Source organism: Arthrobacter sp. NPDC058130, assembly GCF_042884475.1.
In the GTDB taxonomy this organism is placed as follows: Bacteria; Actinomycetota; Actinomycetes; order Actinomycetales; family Micrococcaceae; genus Arthrobacter.
The window spans coordinates 739207-760067 of record NZ_JBHVTV010000002.1; the positions used below are offsets into that span (position 1 = coordinate 739207).

Annotated in this window: 19 protein-coding genes and 1 riboswitch; of the genes, 12 read left to right on the top strand and 7 right to left on the bottom strand. The window is 66.4% G+C overall.

The genetic code is table 11. The annotated features are described in order from the left end of the window. Position 1: 1 nt before the first annotated feature. From ACFVTM_RS07550 to ACFVTM_RS07560, 3 genes are all read right to left on the bottom strand, one after another. Complete coding sequence (locus ACFVTM_RS07550) at positions 2–1120, bottom strand: alkaline phosphatase family protein (RefSeq protein WP_390202768.1); 1119 nt, start codon at positions 1118–1120, stop codon at positions 2–4. A gap of 140 nt (positions 1121–1260) precedes the next feature. Continuing rightward, complete coding sequence (locus tag ACFVTM_RS07555; protein WP_390202769.1) at positions 1261–1728, bottom strand: SRPBCC family protein; 468 nt, start codon at positions 1726–1728, stop codon at positions 1261–1263. A 50-nt stretch (positions 1729–1778) separates the two neighbouring features. Beyond that, positions 1779–1976 (bottom strand): YegP family protein, encoded by a 198-nt coding sequence (locus tag ACFVTM_RS07560; protein WP_390202770.1) that lies wholly within the window; start codon positions 1974–1976, stop codon positions 1779–1781. Positions 1977–2172: 196 nt separating this feature from the next. Here ACFVTM_RS07560 and ACFVTM_RS07565 point away from each other — a divergent pair, with 196 nt between their 5' ends. After that, the gene (locus ACFVTM_RS07565; protein WP_390202771.1) at positions 2173–3627 is read left to right on the top strand and encodes a DUF5129 domain-containing protein; all 1455 of its coding nucleotides are present in this window, start codon (positions 2173–2175) and stop codon (positions 3625–3627) included. On the opposite strand, the gene ACFVTM_RS07570 is transcribed toward ACFVTM_RS07565, so the two are convergent. Then, a complete protein-coding gene (locus tag ACFVTM_RS07570; RefSeq protein ID WP_390202772.1) occupies positions 3624–3818 on the bottom strand; it encodes a DUF1918 domain-containing protein in 195 nt (64 codons plus the stop codon). The genes ACFVTM_RS07565 and ACFVTM_RS07570 overlap by 4 nt on opposite strands. A gap of 296 nt (positions 3819–4114) precedes the next feature. Between ACFVTM_RS07570 and ACFVTM_RS07575 the strand changes: the two genes are divergently transcribed. Genes ACFVTM_RS07575 through ACFVTM_RS07590 form a run of 4 tightly spaced genes read left to right on the top strand, consistent with a single transcriptional unit; the run spans position 4115 to position 11867 of the window. Then, positions 4115–7303 (top strand): efflux RND transporter permease subunit, encoded by a 3189-nt coding sequence (locus ACFVTM_RS07575; RefSeq protein WP_390202773.1) that lies wholly within the window; start codon positions 4115–4117, stop codon positions 7301–7303. Further along, on the top strand, positions 7300–7767 hold the full coding sequence (locus ACFVTM_RS07580; RefSeq protein WP_390202774.1) for a hypothetical protein: 468 nt from the start codon (positions 7300–7302) through the stop codon (positions 7765–7767). Before ACFVTM_RS07575 ends, ACFVTM_RS07580 begins: the two co-directional genes overlap by 4 nt. Before the next feature lies 1 nt (position 7768). After that, positions 7769–10909, top strand: coding sequence for an efflux RND transporter permease subunit (locus ACFVTM_RS07585; RefSeq protein WP_390202775.1), 3141 nt, complete (start codon positions 7769–7771; stop codon positions 10907–10909). Between the two features lie 43 nt (positions 10910–10952). Further along, complete coding sequence (locus tag ACFVTM_RS07590) at positions 10953–11867, top strand: hypothetical protein (RefSeq protein WP_390202776.1); 915 nt, start codon at positions 10953–10955, stop codon at positions 11865–11867. Positions 11868–11882: 15 nt separating this feature from the next. Here ACFVTM_RS07590 and ACFVTM_RS07595 read toward each other — a convergent pair whose 3' ends face one another. Next, positions 11883–13004 (bottom strand): serine hydrolase, encoded by a 1122-nt coding sequence (locus tag ACFVTM_RS07595; RefSeq protein WP_390202777.1) that lies wholly within the window; start codon positions 13002–13004, stop codon positions 11883–11885. 242 nt (positions 13005–13246) lie between these two features. Here ACFVTM_RS07595 and ACFVTM_RS07600 point away from each other — a divergent pair, with 242 nt between their 5' ends. From ACFVTM_RS07600 to ACFVTM_RS07620, 5 genes are all read left to right on the top strand, one after another. Then, the gene (locus ACFVTM_RS07600) at positions 13247–13804 is read left to right on the top strand and encodes a dihydrofolate reductase family protein (RefSeq protein ID WP_390202778.1); all 558 of its coding nucleotides are present in this window, start codon (positions 13247–13249) and stop codon (positions 13802–13804) included. Positions 13805–13944: 140 nt separating this feature from the next. Next, positions 13945–14646 (top strand): phosphatase PAP2 family protein, encoded by a 702-nt coding sequence (locus tag ACFVTM_RS07605; RefSeq protein ID WP_390202779.1) that lies wholly within the window; start codon positions 13945–13947, stop codon positions 14644–14646. Between the two features lie 2 nt (positions 14647–14648). Next, the gene (locus ACFVTM_RS07610) at positions 14649–15401 is read left to right on the top strand and encodes a DedA family protein (RefSeq protein ID WP_390202780.1); all 753 of its coding nucleotides are present in this window, start codon (positions 14649–14651) and stop codon (positions 15399–15401) included. A gap of 5 nt (positions 15402–15406) precedes the next feature. Beyond that, positions 15407–16084 carry a response regulator transcription factor gene (locus ACFVTM_RS07615; protein ID WP_390202781.1) on the top strand — a complete coding sequence of 226 codons (678 nt, stop codon included), beginning with the start codon at positions 15407–15409 and terminating at the stop codon, positions 16082–16084. Further along, positions 16077–17084: a sensor histidine kinase gene (locus tag ACFVTM_RS07620; RefSeq protein ID WP_390202782.1), complete on the top strand. Its 1008-nt coding sequence runs from the start codon at positions 16077–16079 to the stop codon at positions 17082–17084. The genes ACFVTM_RS07615 and ACFVTM_RS07620 overlap by 8 nt, the downstream gene beginning before the upstream one ends. 131 nt (positions 17085–17215) lie before the next feature. Here ACFVTM_RS07620 and ACFVTM_RS07625 read toward each other — a convergent pair whose 3' ends face one another. Next, positions 17216–17890 carry a hypothetical protein gene (locus ACFVTM_RS07625; RefSeq protein WP_390202783.1) on the bottom strand — a complete coding sequence of 225 codons (675 nt, stop codon included), beginning with the start codon at positions 17888–17890 and terminating at the stop codon, positions 17216–17218. Between the two features lie 4 nt (positions 17891–17894). Next, positions 17895–18096: riboswitch (cyclic di-AMP (ydaO/yuaA leader) on the bottom strand. 171 nt (positions 18097–18267) lie between these two features. Here ACFVTM_RS07625 and ACFVTM_RS07630 point away from each other — a divergent pair. Further along, positions 18268–18522 (top strand): hypothetical protein, encoded by a 255-nt coding sequence (locus tag ACFVTM_RS07630; protein ID WP_390202784.1) that lies wholly within the window; start codon positions 18268–18270, stop codon positions 18520–18522. 136 nt (positions 18523–18658) lie between these two features. Continuing rightward, positions 18659–19885: a cation:proton antiporter gene (locus ACFVTM_RS07635; RefSeq protein WP_390202786.1), complete on the top strand. Its 1227-nt coding sequence runs from the start codon at positions 18659–18661 to the stop codon at positions 19883–19885. 58 nt (positions 19886–19943) lie between these two features. Here ACFVTM_RS07635 and ACFVTM_RS07640 read toward each other — a convergent pair whose 3' ends face one another. Further along, positions 19944–20630, bottom strand: a complete 687-nt coding sequence (locus tag ACFVTM_RS07640) for a DNA alkylation repair protein (RefSeq protein WP_390202787.1) — start codon at positions 20628–20630, stop codon at positions 19944–19946. Positions 20631–20861 lie beyond the last annotated feature (231 nt).

The window sequence follows — 20861 nt, forward strand, 5'->3', positions numbered from 1 at the left end:
CTCAGTAGGAGCCGGCGTTGAAAACATCCGCTCCGAAGCTGTTCAGGCCCGGCGCCCCGGCGTAGCCCAGGCGCGGCAGGGAGAACGCGTCTTCGATGCTGGCAAGGAGGCTGAAGTGGTTGTAGGCCCGGTCCGAAGTCGTGCCGCCGTGGGTGAACGGCGAGAGCACCAGCGCACCAATCTTGCCGCCGGCCGTGCCGCCGGGCAGCAGTCCCGACGGCCCAACGGTCTTGCCCTCGGATTCATCGAAGGTGATGACCAGCATCCCGTCCTGCTGGAAGGCCGGGGAATTCAAGATCGCCGGGACCTGCTGGCTCAGCCAGTTGTCGGCCGCGGCCAGTCCGCCCTCACTGCCGTCGACGCAGGGGCTGTCGTGGCCGTCGTTGCAAAGATTGGGCGAAATGTAGGACAGGTTCGGTGTGGTGTCCGCGGACTGGAGGTCGGTCCGCAGTTCACCCAGGTCCACCACATTGCTCTGGCATTCCGGTGACGAAGTGATGGCCTGGAAGTACACGAACGGATTGTGCCGCGTCGCGTATTGGTCGCCCACCTTGGCGCCCTGGCTGGTGTCCCTGCCGCCAAGCTTGGGATGGCGGCACGGCGTCCCCATGTCTTCCATGTAGCCCTTCCAGGTCTTTCCGGCGGCGCTGAGCTGCCCGGCCACTGTGGGGACCGACGCCGGATAGACACAGCCGGTGCCCTCCGCCTGGCCCAGTGAGGCCATCCCCGTCATCTGGAACGCCGCGTATGTGGGGCAGTCGTCGCGGGTCATCGCGTTTGAGGCCTGCCCGGAAATCTGGGCCAGGTAGTTTGGGTTCGAGTTGTGGGCGATCCCGTAGTAGTCGGACAGCAGGACGCCCTGGCCGCGAAGGGTCTCCGACAGGTAAGGGGCCTTAGAACCGGCACCCCACACTTCGTTGTAGCCCTTGTTTTCAAGATTGATCACGAACACGTGCCCCGGCGTCGACCCGGCCCGCGCCGTGGCCGTGCCTCCGGCGGTGGGAGCCGGACCGCCGCCCGGCGGAGCGGGCTGGCAGGCCGCGGCCGACGCCACCAGGACTGCTGCAACCAGCAGCCGCACAGCGATTCGACGGCGGGTTTTCGTGGCGCTCCGGCACATGGATTCCGGCTTTCTGATTGACCGATCAGCGTGGCATTGGCGGCTCAATGCTTGCACTCTTTCACACGGCCATCAAAAAAACCCGCAAGGACCCTCCACAGTCGCTGGGAACGGGCCGCGCGGTCCGGAGCGCGTACCGCTCAGGCCTTCCGCTGTGCGACGGCGCCGGCCAGCGAGGCCAGGCCCTTTTCGAAGTCGGTCCCGACCATCTTGTCCATGTTCATGAACAGGGCGAAGACCTTTCCGATGCCCTTGTTCTCCCCGGTCATGGTCCAGGTGACCTGCGTTCCGTTGGCTGACGGCGCGAACGTGAACGAGGTGGGGTTGACTGCTTTGAACGGCTTGGTGAATTCCAGGCGGATCTTGATCTCGCGCGGCTCGGCGGATTCGACGATTTCCATGGTGCCGGCACCGGCCTTGCGGTTACCGCTCCAGGCATACTTGGCCCCGACGCCGGATTCGCTGCCGGAGTAGCTCCGCTCCATGGCAGGGTCAACTGACTCCCACGGCGACCACTTGGTCCATTCGTGGAAGCTGTTGACCAGCGGAAAGATGTCCTCGGCCGGTGCGGGAATGACTGCGCTGCGGGTAACTTCGTAGGTAGACATGCCGTAATCCTAGGCGGTGACCGGCCAAATTCGACACCTGACCTGCGGATTTATCCCGTCTCGGCCGCCGCCTCCGTCAGGTCGACTACCGCGGAGGCGGCGTTCTTTTTGACGGACTCAACGCCGCCCATGGCGCTTGCCTTGGTTTTATAGCTCTGCGATGAGGCGATCACCTCGCCGTTGGCGGCCTTGAGCCGGAACCGGAATCCGCCGGATTTGTCCTTGTAGACCTCATATTTGCCAGCCATGGGGCATCCCTGATTTCTCCATAAGTGTGGCCGGCCGGGGAAGCCGGCACGGAATAGAGTAGCGCTGCCGCATTCCCCTGACCAGAGTCGATTGGCCGCCGCCCGGCAGCCTTGCAGGACGGCGACCCGCACCGGGAACTGCCGCATCCGAGGCGCCTGCGTCGACTCAGCCGGAGCCAGCCACTACGCTCGGAAAATGGGAATCATGCGCAAGGCACTCGCCACTGTGGTTGTGCTGATGGCCGGCCTTCTCGGCGGAACTCCCGCGGCATTCGCCGTGACGCCGGCCGCCGTCGTGGTTGAAGACCGTGCCGGGGTTTTGGACCAAAGGACGCTGCTGCCGGCAGTGCAGTCCACCGACTTTTACGAGCCCACCAAAGTCGCGATCTACACGTACAACGGCACGGCCGCGGACAACCTGAACGAGGAAGTGCTGCGGTTCGCCCGCACCGAACACCCCGAATGGATCAGCGCCGACGGGCAGAAATGGGCGGACGGACTGTTCATCTTCGCCCTCGATCCGGTGGGCCGGCATGTGGGGACGTACATGGGTGAGGACCGCAAAGTCTCGCCCGAACAGCGCGAGGACATCCAGAATGCCTCCAAGGAACTGCTCCGCGACGCGCAATGGACCGACGGCACCATTGCCGGGATACGCCGCGGCGCCGAGCTGATCAACCAGCCGTGGTACCGTTCCACGGCTTTCCTCGTCACAGCGTGGGCGGCCGTGGTCGCCGCCGTCTGCGGTGCCGCAGCGTGGCTGATCGTGCGATGGCGGACCCGCGTGTCCAGCCGGACGGAACTCGCCCGGGGCGACGCCAGCTATGCCAACGTCAGCATGGACCTGCAGGTCACCGAACTGAACGCCAGTACCATCCCCGAGTCGTCCCGGTACGGGGGCACGGTCCTGGAGAAACACCGCACGTTTGTGAACCGCTACAACACAGCCACCGAACTTTCCAACCAGGTCCATGCCCTCAGCAGCCGGGACCTTAGCCGCAGGCAGAACCTCAAACTGGTCCGCAGCTACGCCGACGCCGCGGCCGAACTCGACGCGCTGGACGACGTGATCGCCGATACCAATGCCCTGCTCAACCGGGGCTCATCCTGGCCTGCAGCCTGGGACCGCCAGCTCGCACCATTCCGCAAGGACCTCGACGGCCTGGAAGAGGTGCTCAGTCAGCGCCGGGCCGAGGGAACTTCGGCGACCGCCGCCGCACTGAGGGCCTTCCGCGACGAAAGCCGGTGCGAACTCGAGCGCTGGTCCGCGGAACTGGCGGACGGTTCAATCACACCCGAGACGGCGCTGGACCGGCTGCGTGACGCCCGGACCCACCTATCTGAGCTCCTGAAGAATCACGCCGACACCCTGATCGACGCCATTGCCCGCAATGACAGGGAAGCCGGACTGATGCGCCAGGAAATGGACAGCGCGCAGGCCGGAAGCAAGGCCAGATACGGCCGCGCCTACGAGCCGAGCATCCTCGGAACGGTGTACCCGTCCTACTACTTCTTCTCGGTCCCGAGCTTCAACACCGGCTTCCACACCGGCGTCAGCAGCGTCAGCTCCGCGCGCGGCGGAGGCACCACCACCGGGTATGGGTCCAGCGGCGGCAGCTTCTCCGGGTCCGGGAGTTCCTCGAGTTTCTAGGGCCCGCTCGCGGCCCGCTCGACGACGAAATCACCACCGGGGAACATGATGGTCTCGTGGCCGTCGTCGAACCTGACAAGGTACGGCGGCGCACCATCGGACCCCCTCACTTCAAGGATCAGGCCGTGTCGGTCCGTGGACTCGACCGTGGTCCCCCGAATGATGATCCGGTCCCCTGCGACTGCTTTCATGGCGATCACCTGTATCCCTATTGACGCCTGCTTGCCCGAAGATCATTATGACTCTTGACGGCTGGGGGGCGCTATGGCATTGGATTGAGGAGCCGCGCCGTGAATACCAACCGGGCATTTTGCCAAGCAGCAAAAGCAGTCAACACCCATTTCACGGAGATCGGTTCCGCGGCTGCAATCCGCCGCCCGCTCCCCCCAATTGCCGGGCCCGTGGGCCCAGGCCACCGGCGACGCCGCCGCCGCGATTTTAACTCCGCCAGCCCGTGCAACACGGTGGAACATGCGGGGCACCGGCCATGATGGCTGCCATCGTACGCTGGACTCTGCAGTTCCGGCTCCTCGTGCTGGCCGCTGCGGCAGGAATCCTAGCCCTCGGGCTCACCAACCTGCCGAACATGTCCGTGGACGCCTTCCCGGAATTCGCCCCGCCGCAGGTGGAGATCCAGACTGAAGCCCTGGGACTCTCGGCCGCCGAGGTTGAGCAACTCATCACCTCCCCCATGGAAGCCGACCTGCTGAACGGGGTGGCCTGGGTTGAGGCGATCCGGTCCAAGTCCGTGCCCGGCCTTTCGTCGATCCAGATGGTTTTCAAGCCGGGGACAGACATCTTGCGCGCACGCCAGCTCGTCTCTGAACGGCTGACGCAAGCGCGTGCACTGCCCAACGTTTCGGCGGCTCCAGTGCTCATGCAGCCGCTGTCCTCGACAAGCCGGGTCATGATGGTCCGGCTGACGTCCAAGAGCATGTCGGCCATCGACATGTCCGTCCTGGCCCGCTGGACCATGAAACCCGGACTCCTTGCCGTTCCCGGCGTCGCGAATGTGGCGATCTGGGGCCTTCGCGACCAGCAGCTTCAAGTCCTGGTGGACCCGGCGCAGCTCGAGGCCAAGGGCGTGACGCTTGACGAAGTCATCAAGACGACAGGCAATTCCGTCTGGGTTTCGCCCTTGAGCTTCTTGGAAGCCTCCACGCCCGGTACCGGCGGCTTCTTCGAGACGGGCCACCAGCGGATCGGCGTCCAGCATGTCCTGCCGATCACCACGCCGGAGGATCTGGGGCAGGTTCCCCTCCAGGGACCTGCAGGCAACATCCTGCTCAAGGACGTGGCCACGGTGGCAACCGACCACCAGCCCCTGATCGGTGACGCCCTGCTCAGCAACGAAGCCGAGTTGTTGCTGGTGATCGAGAAGTTCCCCGAGACCAACACGATGGACGTGACCCGGGGCGTTGACGAGGTTCTCCGCGAGCTCCAGCCGGGCCTGCCCGGAGTCACGGTCGATACCAGCGTCTACCGGCAGGCCTCCTTCATCGACGAAGAGGTCGGAACGCTCGGTATCGCTGTGCTGATCTCCCTTCTGCTGATCGTTGCCATGTTTGGCGCCTTCTTCCGCTCTTGGCGCACGGCCCTGATCAGCCTGATCACGATTCCCGTGTCGCTGACCGCGGCAGCGCTGGTGCTCGATCTGCGCGGCACTGGGATGAACACCATGGTCCTGGCCGGCATGGTGCTGGCCTTGGCCGTCATCGTCGGGGATGTCGCGGAAGATTTGAACGGCATCGCCCGGGCCCGCAGCGCAGCCGCCAGGGCCGGCCTCGCGACCGGCGAAGGCGGGTCGGAGGCCGCCCAGGCACAGGACCGGCGCGACTCATTGATTCCGGCCGCCTTCCGGGCAGTCCGCACGCCAATCCTCTATGCGCTGCTGATCATGGCATTGGCCGTCATGCCTGCGCTCTTTATTTCCGGTGAGAACGGTGCACTGTTCGGCCCCCTGGTCCAGAGCTACCTGCTCGCCCTGGTTGTCTCGATGATTGTCGCGCTCACGGTCACGGCGGCACTGGCGTTCGTCCTGCCGGGCGGTTCCAAGACGCCGGAACGCCGTTCCCTGGCACGGCTGCAAGGCGCCTACGGCCGGACCGTGACGCGACTGACGCGAAAGACGCGGTGGGTATTCGCCGCCGCGGCGGTCCTCGCGCTGGCCGGACTGGCGCTTGCACCCCAGCTGGCCGGGACCCGTCCCGTGGTGCCGGTGCTGGCGGACAAGACCCTGGTGGTGCACTGGAGCGCGATAGCCGGCACCTCGGACCAGGAAATGAGCCGGATTACCGAGGCGGCGGCTGTGGAACTGCGTACCGTGGCTGGCGTTGCCAACGTCGGAGGTCACGTCGGGCGGGCAATCACCTCGGACCAGGTCAGTGACGTCAGCTCCGGCGAGCTGTGGGTGACCGTGGCCCCCGACGCCTCCTACGCCGACACGGCAGCCGCCGTCGAACGCGTGATCGCCGGTTATGCGGGCCTGACCAGCAAAGTCTCCACCTACCCGCAGGAACGCATCGACCAGATCCGGGAGGAAGCGGACAGCGGCTTCGCCGTCCGGGTCTTTGGCCTGGACCCGGCGATCCTGCGGCAAAAGGCGGCGGAGGTGCAAAAGATCCTTGAGCACACGGCCGGAGTGGTCAATCCCCACATCGACCTGCCCGCCGAACAGCCGATCGCCGAGGTCAAGGTGGACCTCGCCGCCGCACAGAAGGCCGGCGTCGTCCCCGGTGAAGTGCGACGCGCGGCTGCCGCGCTGCTGCAGGGCATCGAAGTCGGCAACCTCTACGAACAGCAGAAGGTCTTCTCTGTCATCGTGAAGGGGAACGCGGCCACCCGCAGCAGCCTTGACAGCGTCCGCAACCTCATCATCGATACCCCCAACGGCGGGCACGCCCGCCTGGGCGACGTCGCCCAGGTGAGCATGGTCGGCAACGAGTCGGTGATCCTGCACGACGACACCTCGCGGCGTATCGATGTGAAGGCTGATATCCAGGGCCGTCCGCTCGGCGACATCCAGCGTGACATCGACGCGAGCCTGCAGCAGATGCAGTTCCCGATGTCCTACCACGCGGAGGTTCTGACCCAGTACGCCCAGCAGCAAAGCAATTACCAGTGGCTCTGGCTGCTCGCGGCGGTTGCCGGGGCCGGCATCCTGGTGCTGCTGCAGACGGCGACAAGGAGCTGGCGGCTCGCCGGCCCGCTCTTCCTGGGCCTGATCCTGGCACTGTCCGGCGGTGTGCTGGCCGCCCAGGCCACGGGCGGGGTCAACTCGCTGGTTGCCTTGGTCGCCTTCGCCGCAGTCCTGGGGATCGCCGTCCGCGGCACCCTTCTGCTGACCGGCCAGGTCCAGGGCCTGCGGGCCGGCGACGATTCGGCGCCCTGGTCTGCCTTGGTGGTCCGCGGAACCAAGGAGAGACTGGGACCCGTCCTGATGTCGACCGCGATAACGGCCCTGGCGCTGCTGCCCCTGGTCCTTCTGGGCGGCGTCGTCGGAACTGAAATTATCCTGCCGCTCGCCGTGATCATCTGGGGCGGCCTGCTGACAACAACCTTCTTCACCCTGTTTGTCGTGCCCGCCCTGCTGCTTCGGTTCGAGCCGAAGCCAGCACCCAGCGCAGGGACCGGCCAGGGTACCGCTGCACGGACTGAAAGCCAGGACGCGTCATGAACTCCATATCATCGCCGCGGGGCAACAAGGCCGCGGGACTCATCATTGCAGCGTTCGTCACGGTATTCATGGCTCTAGGGGTCGCAGGCTGCGCCCAGGCACCGGAGGCCGCACCCTCCGAGGGCGAACCGGCGGCGATCGCCGAAGTCCCCGGCACGGACCTTCACCGGCTCACCCTCACCGAGCACGCCGTCGAACGGGTCGGGATCGTGACAGCCGTGATTGCCACGGATCCCCAGACCGGGAAGCTCACCGTCCCCTACGGGGCCATACTGTACGACAGCTCGGGCAAAGCGTGGGTCTATGCCAACCCCGAGCCCCGGGTCTACGTCCGCCAATCCATCACGGTAGAGCGCATCAACGGCGACGTTGCCGTCCTGACGGACGGGCCGCGGGCAGGGACCGTGGTCGTCACGACAGGTGCGGAGGAACTTCTCGGCACCGAATTCGATACGGCCGAGTGACATGCGCTGGCTCATCGGGATCAGCCTCCGTTTCAAGACGGTCGTTGTGGCCCTCGCGTGCGCCGTGATGCTGCTAGGCTCCCTGCAGCTGAGTTCCGCGTCCGTTGATGTCTTCCCGGAATTCGCCCCGCCACGCGTGGAAATCCAGACCGCGTGCCTCGGGTTGACCGCCCAGGAAGTCGAAGAGCTCGTCAGCGTGCCGATCGAGGCCGCCGTGAGCGGCATGCCGGGCCTGGACGAGATCCGGTCCAAGTCCGTGCCCCAGTTGTCCTCGATCGTGCTGCTTTTCCATCAGGGCACTGACCTGCTCAACGCCCGCCAGCTCGTATCCGAACGGATGTCGTCGGTCACCGCGGCGCTGCCAACGTGGGCGGCCCCGCCGGTGATGCTCCAGCCGCTGTCCGCGACCAGCCGCGTGATGAAGATCGGGATGACGTCCTCGGAACATTCGCTCATCGAAATGTCCATGCTGTCCTACTGGACCATCCGGGCGCGGCTGCTGCGGGTCCCCGGGGTGGCCAACGTGGCCATCTGGGGCGAGCGGCTCCAGATGCTTCAGGTCCAGGTCGAACCGGACAAGCTCAAGGCCCAGAACGTCTCCCTCAACCAGGTCATGGAAGTCACCGCCGGCGCCCTCGACGCCGGGCTGCTGCAATACTCCCCAGGACGGTTCATCGGAACGGGCGGCTTCATCGACAGCCCGACCCAGAGAATGGGGATCCGCCACGTCCAGCCGATCCAGACACCCGCTGATCTGGCCCAGGTGACCATCCGGGAAAAGGACGGGGTGGCGCTGCATCTGGGCGATGTGGCCCAGGTTATTGAGGACCATCAGCCGCTGATCGGTGATGCCGTTATCAACAACGGGCACGGGCTCATGCTGATCGTCGAGAAACTGCCGTGGGGCAACACACTGGACGTGACCAAGGGCGTGGAGGAGGCTCTCCACGAGCTGCAGCCGGGCCTGAGCGGCATCAACTTCGATACCACGATCTTCCGGCCCGCCAGCTTCGTTGAGGAAGCGATCTCCAACCTCAGCATTGCGCTGCTGCTCGGCTGCCTGCTGGTGGTCATGATCCTGGTGGCGTTCCTCTTCCAGTGGCGCACGGCCCTGATCAGCATCGTCGCCATTCCGTTGTCCCTGCTCACGGCCGCACTGGTGCTCTATTTCACGTCCAGTGCGATCAACACAATGGTGCTCGCGGGGCTCGTCATCGCCGTCGGCGTCGTGGTGGATGACGCGATCATCGACGTCGAAAACATCATGCGCCGGCTCCGGCAGAGACGCGCGCAGGGCAGTGAAGAACCCGCGGCATCGGTGGTCTTGAAAGCCTCCCTGGAGATGCGGAGCCCGATCGTCTACGCGACCCTGATCATTGTGGTCGCCGCGGTACCGATCTTCTTCCTCGACGGGCTGACCGGCGTCTTCTTCCGGCCGCTGGCTGTCTCCTACACCCTGGCTGTCCTTGCCTCGATGCTGGTGGCGCTGACAGTGACGCCTGCCCTGGCCCTGATCCTGCTGGGCAACGCCAAACTGCAAGAACGCGACGCGCCGCTGGTCCGGGTACTCAAACGTGGCTACCACGCTGCCCTGTCCAGGACCATGAACCGGCCCCGGTTCGGCTACGCAGGCTTTGGCGTGCTGGCGGTGGTGGGCCTGGTCCTGGCTCCCCTGATGGGCTCGTCCCTGTTCCCGACGTTCAAGGAACGGGACTTCCTGATGCACTGGATCTCGGAACCGGGAACGTCTGCCGCGGAAGAATTCAGGATCTCCCAGCGCGGCTGCGAGGAATTCCTTAAGGTCCCCGGCGTCCTGAACTGCGGCACGCACATCGGACAGGCGTTCGCCGCGGACGAGATCGTCGGTGTCAACGCCGGCGAACACTGGATCAGCATCGACCGGCATGCCAACTACGACGAGACCGTGGCCGCCGTGGAGGAAGTGGTCAAAGGCTACCCGGGGCTGCACCGTGACGTCCAGACCTATCTGAAGGAGCGCATCGAAGAGGTCATCACCGGCGCCAGCGAGCCCATCCTGGTCCGGGTCTATGGAGACGATCTCAAGGTGCTCCGGGAACAGGCGCAGCGGGTCAAGACAGTGATGGACTCGATCCAGGGCACCCAGGACCCGCATGTCTCCCTCGAGGTGGAAGTCCCCCAGATCGCCGTCACGGTTAATCTGGCCGCGGCGCAGAAGTACGGCCTCAAACCGGGCGACGTCCGGCGCGCGGCCGCCACGCTCGTGGCCGGTGAGGAAGTCGGCGACGTCTTCCGGGACGGCCGGGCCTACGACGTCCAGGTGTGGAGCACCCCGGCCACCCGCTCCAGCGTCACGGCCATCCAGGACCTGCCCATCGATACCCCCAGCGGAGCGCGGGTTCGCCTTGCCGACGTCGCCGACGTCAGCCTGCAGGCGACGCCGAACCAGATCGACCGCACGAACGGCTCCCGCCGCGTGGAGGTGGGTTCCTTCCTGGCCCAGGGTGCGGACCTGGGGAAGGTGGTCGGCGAACTGCAGTCGCGGCTGGCCAGCCTGGATCTGCCGGCCGGCTACAGCGTGCAACTGCTGGGCGAATACACCGAGCGCGAGGCGGCCACGAACCGCCTGATGATCTACTCCGGGGCGGCACTGGTTTTGATCCTCCTGCTGCTGCAGGCGTCGTTCCGGAGCTGGCGCCTGGCCTTCCTGTCGCTGCTCACGCTGCCGGTAGCCCTGGTGGGCGGGGTCATTGCCGCCTACTTCTCCAGCGGGGTCCTGTCCCTCGGGTCCCTGGTCGGCTTCCTCACCGTGATGGGCATCGCTGCGCGCAACGGCATCTTGCTCATCAACCACTGCCAGCACCTGGAGACGTATGAAGGCGAGACCTTCGGCCGCGCCCTGGTGCTGCGCGGGGCGGCCGAGCGGCTGTCGCCGATTCTCATGACCACCCTGGCCACCGGCCTGGCCCTGGTGCCCCTGGTTGTCATGGGCAACATCCCCGGCCATGAAATCGAACACCCCATGGCCGTCGTGATCCTGGGCGGCCTGATCACCTCCACCCTGCTCAACCTGTTCATCGTTCCCTCGCTGTACCTCAGATTCGCCAAGTCGAAGAAGACACGCGAGCGGGAACGCGCAGCCGCCGGACCGGTGATCGTCTGACCGCGGCCTGGGGCCGCACCGGAACGCCTCAAAGGAAAGTCCGATGTTCCGCAAGAGCATTGCCGTTCTCAGTTGTCTCGTAGCATTGCCGCTGTCACTCGTTATGGCCGGCGGCGCCGAAGCCGGCGCCGTCCAGGACGGGGCCGCCCCGGCCGCCGCCGCGACCGACTGCGGCCCGGGTTCACTTCCCGGCTTCAGAGCGAATTTTTTCCCACACGAGCCGAACGTGGACAACACCTGGCTGCCCATGAAACCGGGAACCCGGTCCGAGTTCACCGGCAAAGTCACAGACCTCACCACGAGCCCGCCGGAGGTTCACACGCACCGCGTGGTGTCAATCGTGACGGGCCTGGCGAAGGTGGTGGACGGAGTCCGCACTGTTGTCCTGTGGGACCGCGACTACTCCGACGGTGTCCTTGAAGAATCCGAACTGGCCTTCTTCGCCCAGACCTGGAAAGGGGCGGTCTGGCTGTTTGGCGAGTACCCGGAGGAGTTTGAATCCGGAAAATTTGCCGGTGCCCCCAGCACGTTCATCGCCGGGGTCGACAACGCGCGGGCCGGCATTGCCATGCTGGCGAACCCGACCAAGGAATTTGGCCCCTATACAGAGGGGTCAGCACCAGCGATTGATTTCCTGGACTGCGGCCAGGTGGTCAGCAGGAAGGCCGACGTCCTGAAGGTCGACGAGTTCAACCCCCTTGAGGGAGCGGCTGCCGGCCACCAGCAGAAGTACTACCGTGCCGGGGAGGGGAGTTTCAAAGTAACGGCTTCCGGTGGGGACAGCCGGGAATTCCTGGACCTCACCTCCACCACGAGGCTGGATGCGGCTGCCTTGGCCGCCGTCAACGAACGCGCGCTGGCGCAGGACCGCCACGGCTACAAAGTGAGCCCTGGCGTCTATGGCACCACCGAAAAGGCGACCGAAAGGTCCACCGGAGGATCCTGTGGCGGGTCCTGAAGGCTGACGGCACTCTCAGAACAACGCGGCTGTCACGGCCCGGGTGAGCTCCTGGATAATCCGGGTCCGGGGGCCCATGTCCGAGTAGTTCTTGCCCCGGGTGTAGACGACGAACGCGAAGGCCCGGCCGTCCTTGACCAGGACACTGGCATCGTGGAGGTTTCCAAACAGCAGCCCGTACTTGTGAAAAACCCCAACGCCCGGCGGAACCGCCGGAGGGATCAGCGTCTCGAAGTTGGTGTTCTGCATGTAGGACAGGAGCTGGGCGGTGTTGGCCGGATTGAGCAGCGCTCCGGTGTAGAGCAGCTGGAGGGTCCGGGCCATTTCTGCGGGGGTCAGCAGGTTCACCGTACGGTCGTAGGTGATCCCAATCGAGGCCGCGTAGTCCGAGATGCCCCGCTGGCCGACAGCCCCCAGAATCAGTGCCCATGAATCATTGTTGCTCTGCTGGACCATCTGGCGGATCTGCGCGCCTGCCGTCGAGGCGCCGAGACGGGCATTCAGGGACGCCCGCCCTGTCTCGACCAGGTGGTAATAGGCAGACGCAGCAAGGATCTTGGCCGTGCTGGCGGCCACAAACTTTTCCTGGACCCCGTAGCCGTGGACCACGCCGTCCGAAAGATCGATCAACGACACCCCCAGCGAATACGCGCTGTTGGCCTGGATGATCCCAGTGATCTGGGCGTCGAGTTCGGGGCCGATGGCCGGGACCGCGACGACGGCGGGAGGCACTTCGGCCGGCTTCGTGGCAGCGGCCGCTTCGGCCACTGCCGGCGAGGCGGGGCCTGCAGCGGTTGGAGCTGTTGCGGGAAGGTCAGACGCTGCCGGTGTTGTCCCGCCGGCGTCGGTAACCGGCGGCGCAGATCCCTGGGGCGCGGTCAGCGGCGACGCGCCGGCGGTCCCTGCTGCAGCGGCAGCAGGCGTGGCCGCGGCGGCCGGCGCGTCGGGCGGCACACCCGTCTGGACGGTCGCATAAACGGTGCCGGCAGCCACCAGGGCAACCGCGACGGCGGCCGCTGTCAGATACTGGGGCCGGATCCTCCTCTCGTGCCTTGGTACGGGCCGCGACGCGGGCTGGGATCCGTCGTCCGCGCGGTGGCCGCCGGACCCATAGTGGCGCGGCGGCGGTTCAGTCATCCGGACCTGCCCCGGGCTTTTGTGCGAAATCGTTCGCAGGCATCGTGCTTCCCCCCGAAAGGTGACTGACCGCGGTGAGGCCATAGAGTTCCTGCATTCTGCACGGTCCCGGCACCCCGTGCAAGGGCCAGTTCTTGGGAAAAACTGGGCCAGCCAGCCAGATTCCCGGCCGGAAAATATTTTCCGTTGCAGGTCAGCCGCGCAAAGCCACGGCGTACCCTGTAGAAAACCGAGGAGCGAAGATGCGAAAAATCATCATGGTCATGCAGGTGTCACTCGACGGATTCTTCGAAGGACTGGACCGCGATATCAGCTGGCACATGGTGGACGACGAGCTGCACGGACACATGAACGAAAAACTTGCCCCGATGGGCGCCTTCCTGGAGGGCCGCGTCTCGTACGAGCTGATGGAAGGTTACTGGCCGACCGCGGACCAGGACCCCGACATCAGTCCCCTGATGGCCGAGTTCGCCCAAATCTGGCGGGACATGCCCAAGATCGTCTACTCCCGGACACTGATGACGGCCGGTCCGAACACAACTGTGGTCCGGGAGGTAGTAGCCGAAGAAGTCCTGGCGCTAAAGGCGCAGCCGGGCGGGGATATGACCCTCGGCGGGGCGGAGCTCGCCGATACTTTCCGGCGGCTCGGGCTGATCGACGAATACTGGGTGTATGTTCATCCGGTACTGATTGGGCGGGGCAGACCCATGTTCAAGGATGCCGACAGCAGTGCCCAGGTCCGGCTGCTGGAGACGCACACCTTTGGCAACGGGGTAACGCTGCTGCGCTACGCCGCGTAGGTTTTGCCCGCTGCAAAGCGGCGGGACTCCCCGGCGGAACTCCTCAGCGGGACTTTCTTAAGCGTTTCTTAAACGCCTGGCGGGAGAGTGGGAGTCGGCGCCCTTTTTCGGGCGTCCGTTGTCCCTAGCCGGAGGATCCCATGACTGGACCCGCACTCCCCCACGTCCGCCACTGGTTGCTATTGGGCGTCCTGCTGTCCGCCGCCGTCGTAGCACTGGGCCTGGCGGCGCAGCTGACGCCGGGCTTTAGCGCTGCCGAGATCGGGGTGGACCAGGACCTCAGCCACCATCATCTCCCCGCCCTGACCGCTGTGGCGATGGCCCTCAATGTCGTGTTTGGCCCGGTGGTGGGCCTTGCCCTGATCGGCGGCGCGGCCCTCTACGTCTGGCTGTTCCGAGGCGGCCTGATTAAGGCGGTAGCGTTCGGCCTCGTGGCAACTTCCGGCTGGGTGGCCAGTGAATTCTTCAAGATCATCGTGGCCCGCCAGCGGCCCGACCCCGCCCTGCTGTTCGATCCCCTAGCTCCGGAAACCGGCTCCGACAGTTTCCCGAGCGGCCATGTGTCCTGTGCGGTGGCCGTTGGTTTCGCGCTGTTCTTCCTGGTCCGCGGAACCCGCTGGGCCAAGATCACTGCGTTCAGTGCGGCCGCGCTGGCACTCCTCGTCGCCTGGTCGCGGCTGTATATCGGGGTCCACTACCCCACCGATGTGGCAGCTTCATTCCTGGCTGCGAGCGCCGCGGTGGTCCTGCTCACGGGACTCTGGAACGTTGTGACGCCCTGGATGGCGGACCGGCTTCGCGCCCCTTCCGCCATCCGGTCGCTGGAATCTGAGAGGAATTGAGAATGCACGCTGTGGACGTTTTTGCCCTCCTTCCGGCTGCGGCAGCCGGGACACCCTCGCTGCTGGACCCGGCAAGCCTGCTCGCCGGGCTGGGCCCGGCCGCCTTGGGCGTCATCGCACTCATGGTCTTCATCGAATCGGGCGTGCTTTTTCCCTTCCTGCCCGGGGATTCGTTGCTGTTCACTGCGGGCCTGCTGCACCAGCAGCTGCACGTGACGTTGCCGGTGCTGATCGGCGTCGTCACCGCTGCTGCCGTCGCCGGGGACCAGGTCGGTTACATGCTCGGGCGTAAATTTGGCCGGCGATGGTTCAAGGACGATGCCCGGATCCTGAAGACAGCGCACCTTACCACCACCGAAGACTTCTTCCGCCGCCACGGCGGGGCCGCCGTCGTACTGGCCCGCTTCGTCCCCATGGTCAGGACGTTTGCTCCGCTGACCGCAGGGATCGCGCGCTATGAGTACAAGTACTTCACTCTCTGGAACATCGTTGGCGCGGTGGCATGGTCCGTCTCCGTGACGATGCTTGGCACCTGGTTGGGACACTTTGACATCATCGCCCGGAATATCGACGTCATTGCCGTGGCGATGGTCCTCGTCTCGGTCGTGCCGGGGGGCGTGCAGCTCCTCAAGCGTCGCCGCAACAACCGGCGCCCCGCCGCCGCAGCGGCCGCAACCGCGGACAACACTGCGGGCGACACGGCCGAAGGAACCGAGGACGAACTGCGGACTGTGGAAATGGCCGCGGAAGAATAGCTGGCATGACAACTGCTGACCGCCCGGCCCTGCTGCTCGTCGAGGACGACGCTGTCCTGGGGCCGCTCATCGCCGAGCTCCTCGACCCGGACTACCGGGTCCAGCTGGCCACCAATGGCCGTGATGGTCTTCATCACGGGCTGACCGGCGCCTGGGACGTCATGGTGATCGACCGCGGGCTGCCCGTGATGGACGGCATCGCCCTTATCGCGGCGTTGCGGTCGAAAGGCATTGGTACGCCCATCCTGATCCTGACCGCTCTGGGCGATGCCGACCAGAAGGTCCGGGGCCTGGATGCGGGGGCCAACGACTACGTGACCAAACCGTTCGACGCCGGAGAGCTGGCGGCCCGCCTGCGCGCACTGACGCGCACCTTCACCTCTCCGGCCCCGGCTCAGGTGACGATCGGGGACTGGGAACTGGACCCGACGCAGCGCTCCGTCCGGTCCGTCTATGGGCACACGGTGCCGCTGACCGCGAAAGAATGCCAGCTGCTGGCAGCCCTGGCCGCGGAACCCGACCGGGTGTTCACCCGGGACGAGCTCCTCGCGGCGTACTTCCACGCCTCGGACCAGCCCGGCGTGATCGATACCTATGTCCATCACCTGCGCCGGAAGATTTCCAAGGCCGTCATCCGTACAGTTCACGGCGTGGGTTACCAGATTGGCGACGCTCATGAATAGCGGCGGGGTCCCCGGCGGAAATCCGGACCACACGATACTGCGCAAGGCCTCGCTCAAGGTCGCGCTGCGGATCAGCGCCGCGTGCGCGGTCATGGTCCTCGGGCTCCTCTCCGCCACGGCGCTGTACCTGATGAACCAGTTGGCCCATCCTGAAGTTCCGGGCTCGGCAGCGGCCGGGACGGCCTACGCCTACCTGGATTCCAAGGATGTCCTCGAAGCCATGCTCATCGCCGGCGTGGCGGGAATCCTGCTGGCCGGCATTGTCGGGTGGCTCAGCGCGCGCAGCGCCATCCGCCCCCTCGGTGATGCCCTGGCCAGGCAACGGCGCTTCGTCCAGGACGCGAGCCACGAACTGCGAACGCCGCTGACCATCCTGGACACCAGGATCCAGCTCGCCCAGCGCACCACGGTGCCCGGCTCCCGGCAAAGCCAGGACCTGGCCCGGATCCGGGAGGACGCTGCGACGCTGACCGGGATTGTCAACGAACTGCTACTGGCGGCGACGGCCGACGTCCCGGACCGCTCCGCACCCCCTGCCGATCTGGCCGACGCCGCCGCAGGCGTCGCCGGGAGCCTCCAATTGGTGGCCGACCAGCGCGAGGTGAGCATGGATTTCTCCGCCGACGCCCGGCCATTGGCCCGGATCGAGAAAAATGCGCTGCGCCGCGCCGTGCTGGCCCTGGCGGACAACGCCCTCGCCCACACTCCTCCGGGCGGCCGTGTGACCATCAGGACTTCGATCGAGCACAACAGCGCGGTGATCACCGTCGCGGACACAGGAACCGGAATCACCGGCGTGGACCAGGCCCGGATCTTTGACCGCTTCGTGCGGACCCCCAGCACCGGCGGCACACACGGACAGCGGAGCTTTGGCATCGGCCTGGCTTTGGTCCGGGAGATCGCCGTTGCTGCGGGTGGCGCCGTCGAAGTGGCCGCGACGGGTGCCGAGGGAACGGTCATGAAATTGACGCTTCCGCTGGCCGGAAGCGGGAATCCCTAGCGTGCGGACCGCGGGCCGGTCACCGGAGTCCCGGGCATAGACTTCGGGCACGGAAAAGACCGGCGATCGTTGCCCCCAAGGAAAACGATCGCCGGTCTTTCCGGACTGTCTAGCCCCGTGGGCCGTACGGCCTAGGCGCGGACGAAGGTCACGCCACCGGTCGCCGTGAGCCAGGACAGCGGGTGGACCATCGTCTGGTTCTTGCCGTTCATGCCGCCACTGACCACCTGGCCGTTGCCGGCGTAGATGCCCACGTGGCCGGACTGGACCACCATGTCGCCAGGCTGCGGGGTGCCCACAACGGTTCCGAGGCCAAGGAATGCCCGGGGACCGATGTCGCCAACGGGCTTGCCTGCCGCGCCAAGGGCCTTTTCCACCATGGCGGTGCAGTCCTGGGTGATGCCCACCTGGCTGTAGGCGGCAGCGAGCATGATGGCGTTGCGTCCGCCGGCAGGCGCCGCAGCCGGCGCGGCAACGGGAGCGGCCTGCACCTGCACGGTTGCCTTGGGTGCTGCTGCAGGCGCTGCAACCGGGGCAGCTGCGGGAGCCGGTGCCGCGGCAACGGGCTGTTCGATGACCGGTGCGGCGACGGAGGCCACCGCGGGGCGGTCGAAGCTGATCTTGACGCTGGAATCGGCGCTGACGGGAGCGCTGACCTGTCCCGCGACGTTCACGTTCGACGCCGGAGCGGAGTCCCGCTGCACGGGTGCCGGGGCGGCGTTGGCGGCCATCGAGCCCGTGAGCACCAGCCCGGAGGCGGCGGCGAGAACGGCTGTATGGCGCGCAAAAGTACTGATTGAAGACATGGATGTAGCCTCTCCCAATGCCTGCGAGGTGAGCTGTCGGATTCGGATGGGAGTCACCCGGCCGCACTCCCGGGCCCGTCATGGCGGGCGCTGTGCGGCTTCACCCCAAGACCTGCGTGGCAGCAGGCCAAAAGTGGTTTCCCCGTCTCTGCCGGCGTCGATGCGAGTTACCCCCGGGCCGCGGCAGAGTTAGGCAATCGGCTGGGGAGCGCCCGTATTGGAAACAACAGGCACTTAACCACCGTAACGCGAACCGCACGCCAATGTCACATTCAGGTAACGGAGGCCACAGTGCTGCCCACCAACTGCCCATGGGGCGGCGCAGCATCCGAACGTAGGATGATGCCATCAGCACCACCTCGAAGCGGAGGCCCAAAATGAACCGCCTGTGTGTCGCCATCTGCCAGTTGAGCAATCAGCCCAAGGAGGATTTCGACGTCAATACCGAGCTGCTGGTCCTGGACGGCCGGGACGTCCACGTGGCCACCTGGGATGCGGAACCGCGCGACAGGGGCTTCGACGAACACGTCCTCAATGACCGGGTGGACTCGCTCGGATACATGGTTGTCAATGACTGGGCCTTCCTGGACGGAAAGGCGTACGCGGTGGTGGAGCGGCGGTCAGCAAACTGATTGGGAACCCCGGCCCGCTGCACGGTCAACGGGACTAATCTCATTCCATGACGAAGGACCCGACGGCCACGGACGCCGTCACCCGGGTCGGGCCTGCCGCCCCGAGTGGCCCCGGGCAGGGCCGCAGGGGCGAGCCGTGACGTTCCTTGCCCTGGCGCTGATCGCCGTCGTCGCACTGGCCGGCCCCCTCCTGGCGCTGCCGGTGCGCTGGCGCTTGCCGGTGGTACTGGGCGAACTGCTGGCGGGCATCGCGATCGGGCGCTCGGGCCTGGCCCTGGTTGATCCGGCGGACCCGACGTTCAGCCTGCTGGCCAATATCGGGTTTGCTCTGATGATGTTTGTGGCCGGAACCCATGTTCCCGTGCGGGATCCGCAGATCCGCTCCGCCCTCGGCAGTGGTTCCCGCCGCGCCGCTGCGTGCGCTGCGGCAGCGGTGGCGGTCGGCATCGGCATCGGCCTGCTCTTCGGGACTGGACATGCTCCCCTCTACGCGGTGCTGCTGGCCTCTTCCTCAGCGGCGCTGGTCCTCCCGATCTTCGATTCCCTGCGGCTCGGCGGACCCCATGTCATCGCCATGACCGCGCAGGTGGCCGTCGCGGACATAGCCTGCATAGTGGCGCTGCCGCTCGTGGTGGACCCGCCGCACGCTCTCCGGGCGGCGCTGGGCGTGCTCACGGTGACCGGCTGCGCGGTGGTTATCTTTGTCGTACTGCGCTGGCTTGATCGCAGGGGAATCAACGGGCGCCTGCACCGACTTTCGGAAAGCCGCAAGTTTGCCCTCGAGCTGCGGATCCAACTGGTGGTCCTCTTCGCCCTGGCAGCGGTCGCGACGTGGAGCAACGTGTCCGTGATGTTGGCGGGCTTTTCCCTCGGCCTGGCGGTGGCCGCCGTCGGCGAACCGAGGCGCCTGGCCCGGCAACTGTTCGCCCTCAGCGACGGCTTCCTGGGTCCGGTGTTCTTCGTCTGGCTGGGCGCATCACTGACCCTCAAGGACCTGGCCGGACATCCGGACATGATCGCCCTCGGTGTGGCGCTGGGCGTCGGCGCCCTGTTGACGCACACCACCCTGGTGGTACTGGGGCTCCCGCTGTCCCTCGGAGTGCTGTCGGCAGCCCAACTCGGCATACCTGCCGCGGCGGCGAGCATCGGGACGCAGCTCCAGGTCCTACTCCCCGGCGAGGCCGCGGCCCTGCTGGTGGGCGCGCTGGTCACCATAGCCGCGAGCGCCGTCGCCGGGTCACGGGCCGCCAGGGGTTTCTCGCTGCCCGCAAATGCCGCCGGCAGGTCCGGCGATACCGGCAGCAGCGCGGTCGGGCCAGGCGGGCCAGGTGGGAGCGGAGGGCCGGGCGGGCCCAAGGATTGAACGGGGCGAGGGCCTGAAGGACCCGAAAGGACGCACCCGGGCCGGCTGTTTTAGATCGTCACCCTACGGGCGTGAATGGCAGCTCGGGTCGCCTCGTGGCCATCTCAGTCCGGACGCGGGACACCGCTTCCCGGACCGCACCGACGTCGGCGGTCAACTCCCCGGAGGGCCCGCCGAGCACCGCGGCAGCGTGACGGATGAACCGGTCCCAGTCCCCCGCGCCGGCGCGCAGCGCCAGCAGCGGCGAGAGCAGCGCTGCCCGGCGCAACCAGGCATCGGGCTCGCGCACCCACCGGTCCAGCACGCTGTCGGCCCGCACCCTGGCCAGGACGTCGAGTCCGTCCACCAGGGGACCGACGACGTCGATGGCGAGCGGATCCACAAGGTCCCGCAGCCGCGCCTCCCGAATGAAACCCTCCAGCCGGGTGAGGTCGGAATTGGTCAGCAGCTTCACATTGGTCTGCAGCAGGACCACGGCCGCGAGGCGGCGTTCAAAAACCGGTGCTGCCGACAACTGCGAGCCCCACAGTTCGGAGCTCAACGCAGTGATTTCATCGCGGGACAGACCGGGATAGCGGCGACCGGCATCCCTGACGGTTCCGCGCACGGCACCCACGGAGGCACCGTAGAACCGGAGTCCGCGGCCTCCCGGCTCCTGTTCCAGCCGTGACGCCAGCTCGTCGGCGCGGTGCCAGGAGCCTTCCCGCTGCAGCGAGAGGTCGATGAATTCGCCAGCCTCACTCACCCGTCCATTCTTTCCCGGAAAGTGCGCCGGCTGTGGGGCGGCAGACCCGCCTAAGCCCGACATATGCACAATTGTGCAGCCGCGCGGTCCATCTAGGCAGACAGATCGCACCTCCAGCCCAAAGGCCCGCACAAACGTGCAACGTGACAGCGTCCGTGGAGGGCCATTCTTAACATGAAGCGATGGAAGTGAGACGGATCACCGCCGGGGCGGATCCTCCACCTCACTGCC

Excerpts from the sequence above, each read along its gene's own strand:
- ACFVTM_RS07590 (WP_390202776.1), top strand. The coding sequence starts at position 10,953 with ATGTTCCGCAAGAGCATTGCCGTTCTCAGTTGTCTCGTAGCATTGCCG.
- ACFVTM_RS07580 (WP_390202774.1), top strand. The coding sequence starts at position 7,300 with ATGAACTCCATATCATCGCCGCGGGGCAACAAGGCCGCGGGACTCATC.
- ACFVTM_RS07620 (WP_390202782.1), top strand. The coding sequence starts at position 16,077 with ATGAATAGCGGCGGGGTCCCCGGCGGAAATCCGGACCACACGATACTG.
- ACFVTM_RS07600 (WP_390202778.1), top strand. The coding sequence starts at position 13,247 with ATGCGAAAAATCATCATGGTCATGCAGGTGTCACTCGACGGATTCTTC.
- ACFVTM_RS07605 (WP_390202779.1), top strand. The coding sequence starts at position 13,945 with ATGACTGGACCCGCACTCCCCCACGTCCGCCACTGGTTGCTATTGGGC.
- ACFVTM_RS07550 (WP_390202768.1), bottom strand. The coding sequence starts at position 1,120 with ATGTGCCGGAGCGCCACGAAAACCCGCCGTCGAATCGCTGTGCGGCTG.
- ACFVTM_RS07585 (WP_390202775.1), top strand. The coding sequence starts at position 7,769 with ATGCGCTGGCTCATCGGGATCAGCCTCCGTTTCAAGACGGTCGTTGTG.
- ACFVTM_RS07575 (WP_390202773.1), top strand. The coding sequence starts at position 4,115 with ATGATGGCTGCCATCGTACGCTGGACTCTGCAGTTCCGGCTCCTCGTG.
- ACFVTM_RS07595 (WP_390202777.1), bottom strand. The coding sequence starts at position 13,004 with ATGACTGAACCGCCGCCGCGCCACTATGGGTCCGGCGGCCACCGCGCG.
- ACFVTM_RS07630 (WP_390202784.1), top strand. The coding sequence starts at position 18,268 with ATGAACCGCCTGTGTGTCGCCATCTGCCAGTTGAGCAATCAGCCCAAG.
- ACFVTM_RS07565 (WP_390202771.1), top strand. The coding sequence starts at position 2,173 with ATGGGAATCATGCGCAAGGCACTCGCCACTGTGGTTGTGCTGATGGCC.
- ACFVTM_RS07570 (WP_390202772.1), bottom strand. The coding sequence starts at position 3,818 with ATGAAAGCAGTCGCAGGGGACCGGATCATCATTCGGGGGACCACGGTC.
- ACFVTM_RS07625 (WP_390202783.1), bottom strand. The coding sequence starts at position 17,890 with ATGTCTTCAATCAGTACTTTTGCGCGCCATACAGCCGTTCTCGCCGCC.
- ACFVTM_RS07610 (WP_390202780.1), top strand. The coding sequence starts at position 14,649 with ATGCACGCTGTGGACGTTTTTGCCCTCCTTCCGGCTGCGGCAGCCGGG.
- ACFVTM_RS07615 (WP_390202781.1), top strand. The coding sequence starts at position 15,407 with ATGACAACTGCTGACCGCCCGGCCCTGCTGCTCGTCGAGGACGACGCT.
- ACFVTM_RS07560 (WP_390202770.1), bottom strand. The coding sequence starts at position 1,976 with ATGGCTGGCAAATATGAGGTCTACAAGGACAAATCCGGCGGATTCCGG.
- ACFVTM_RS07555 (WP_390202769.1), bottom strand. The coding sequence starts at position 1,728 with ATGTCTACCTACGAAGTTACCCGCAGCGCAGTCATTCCCGCACCGGCC.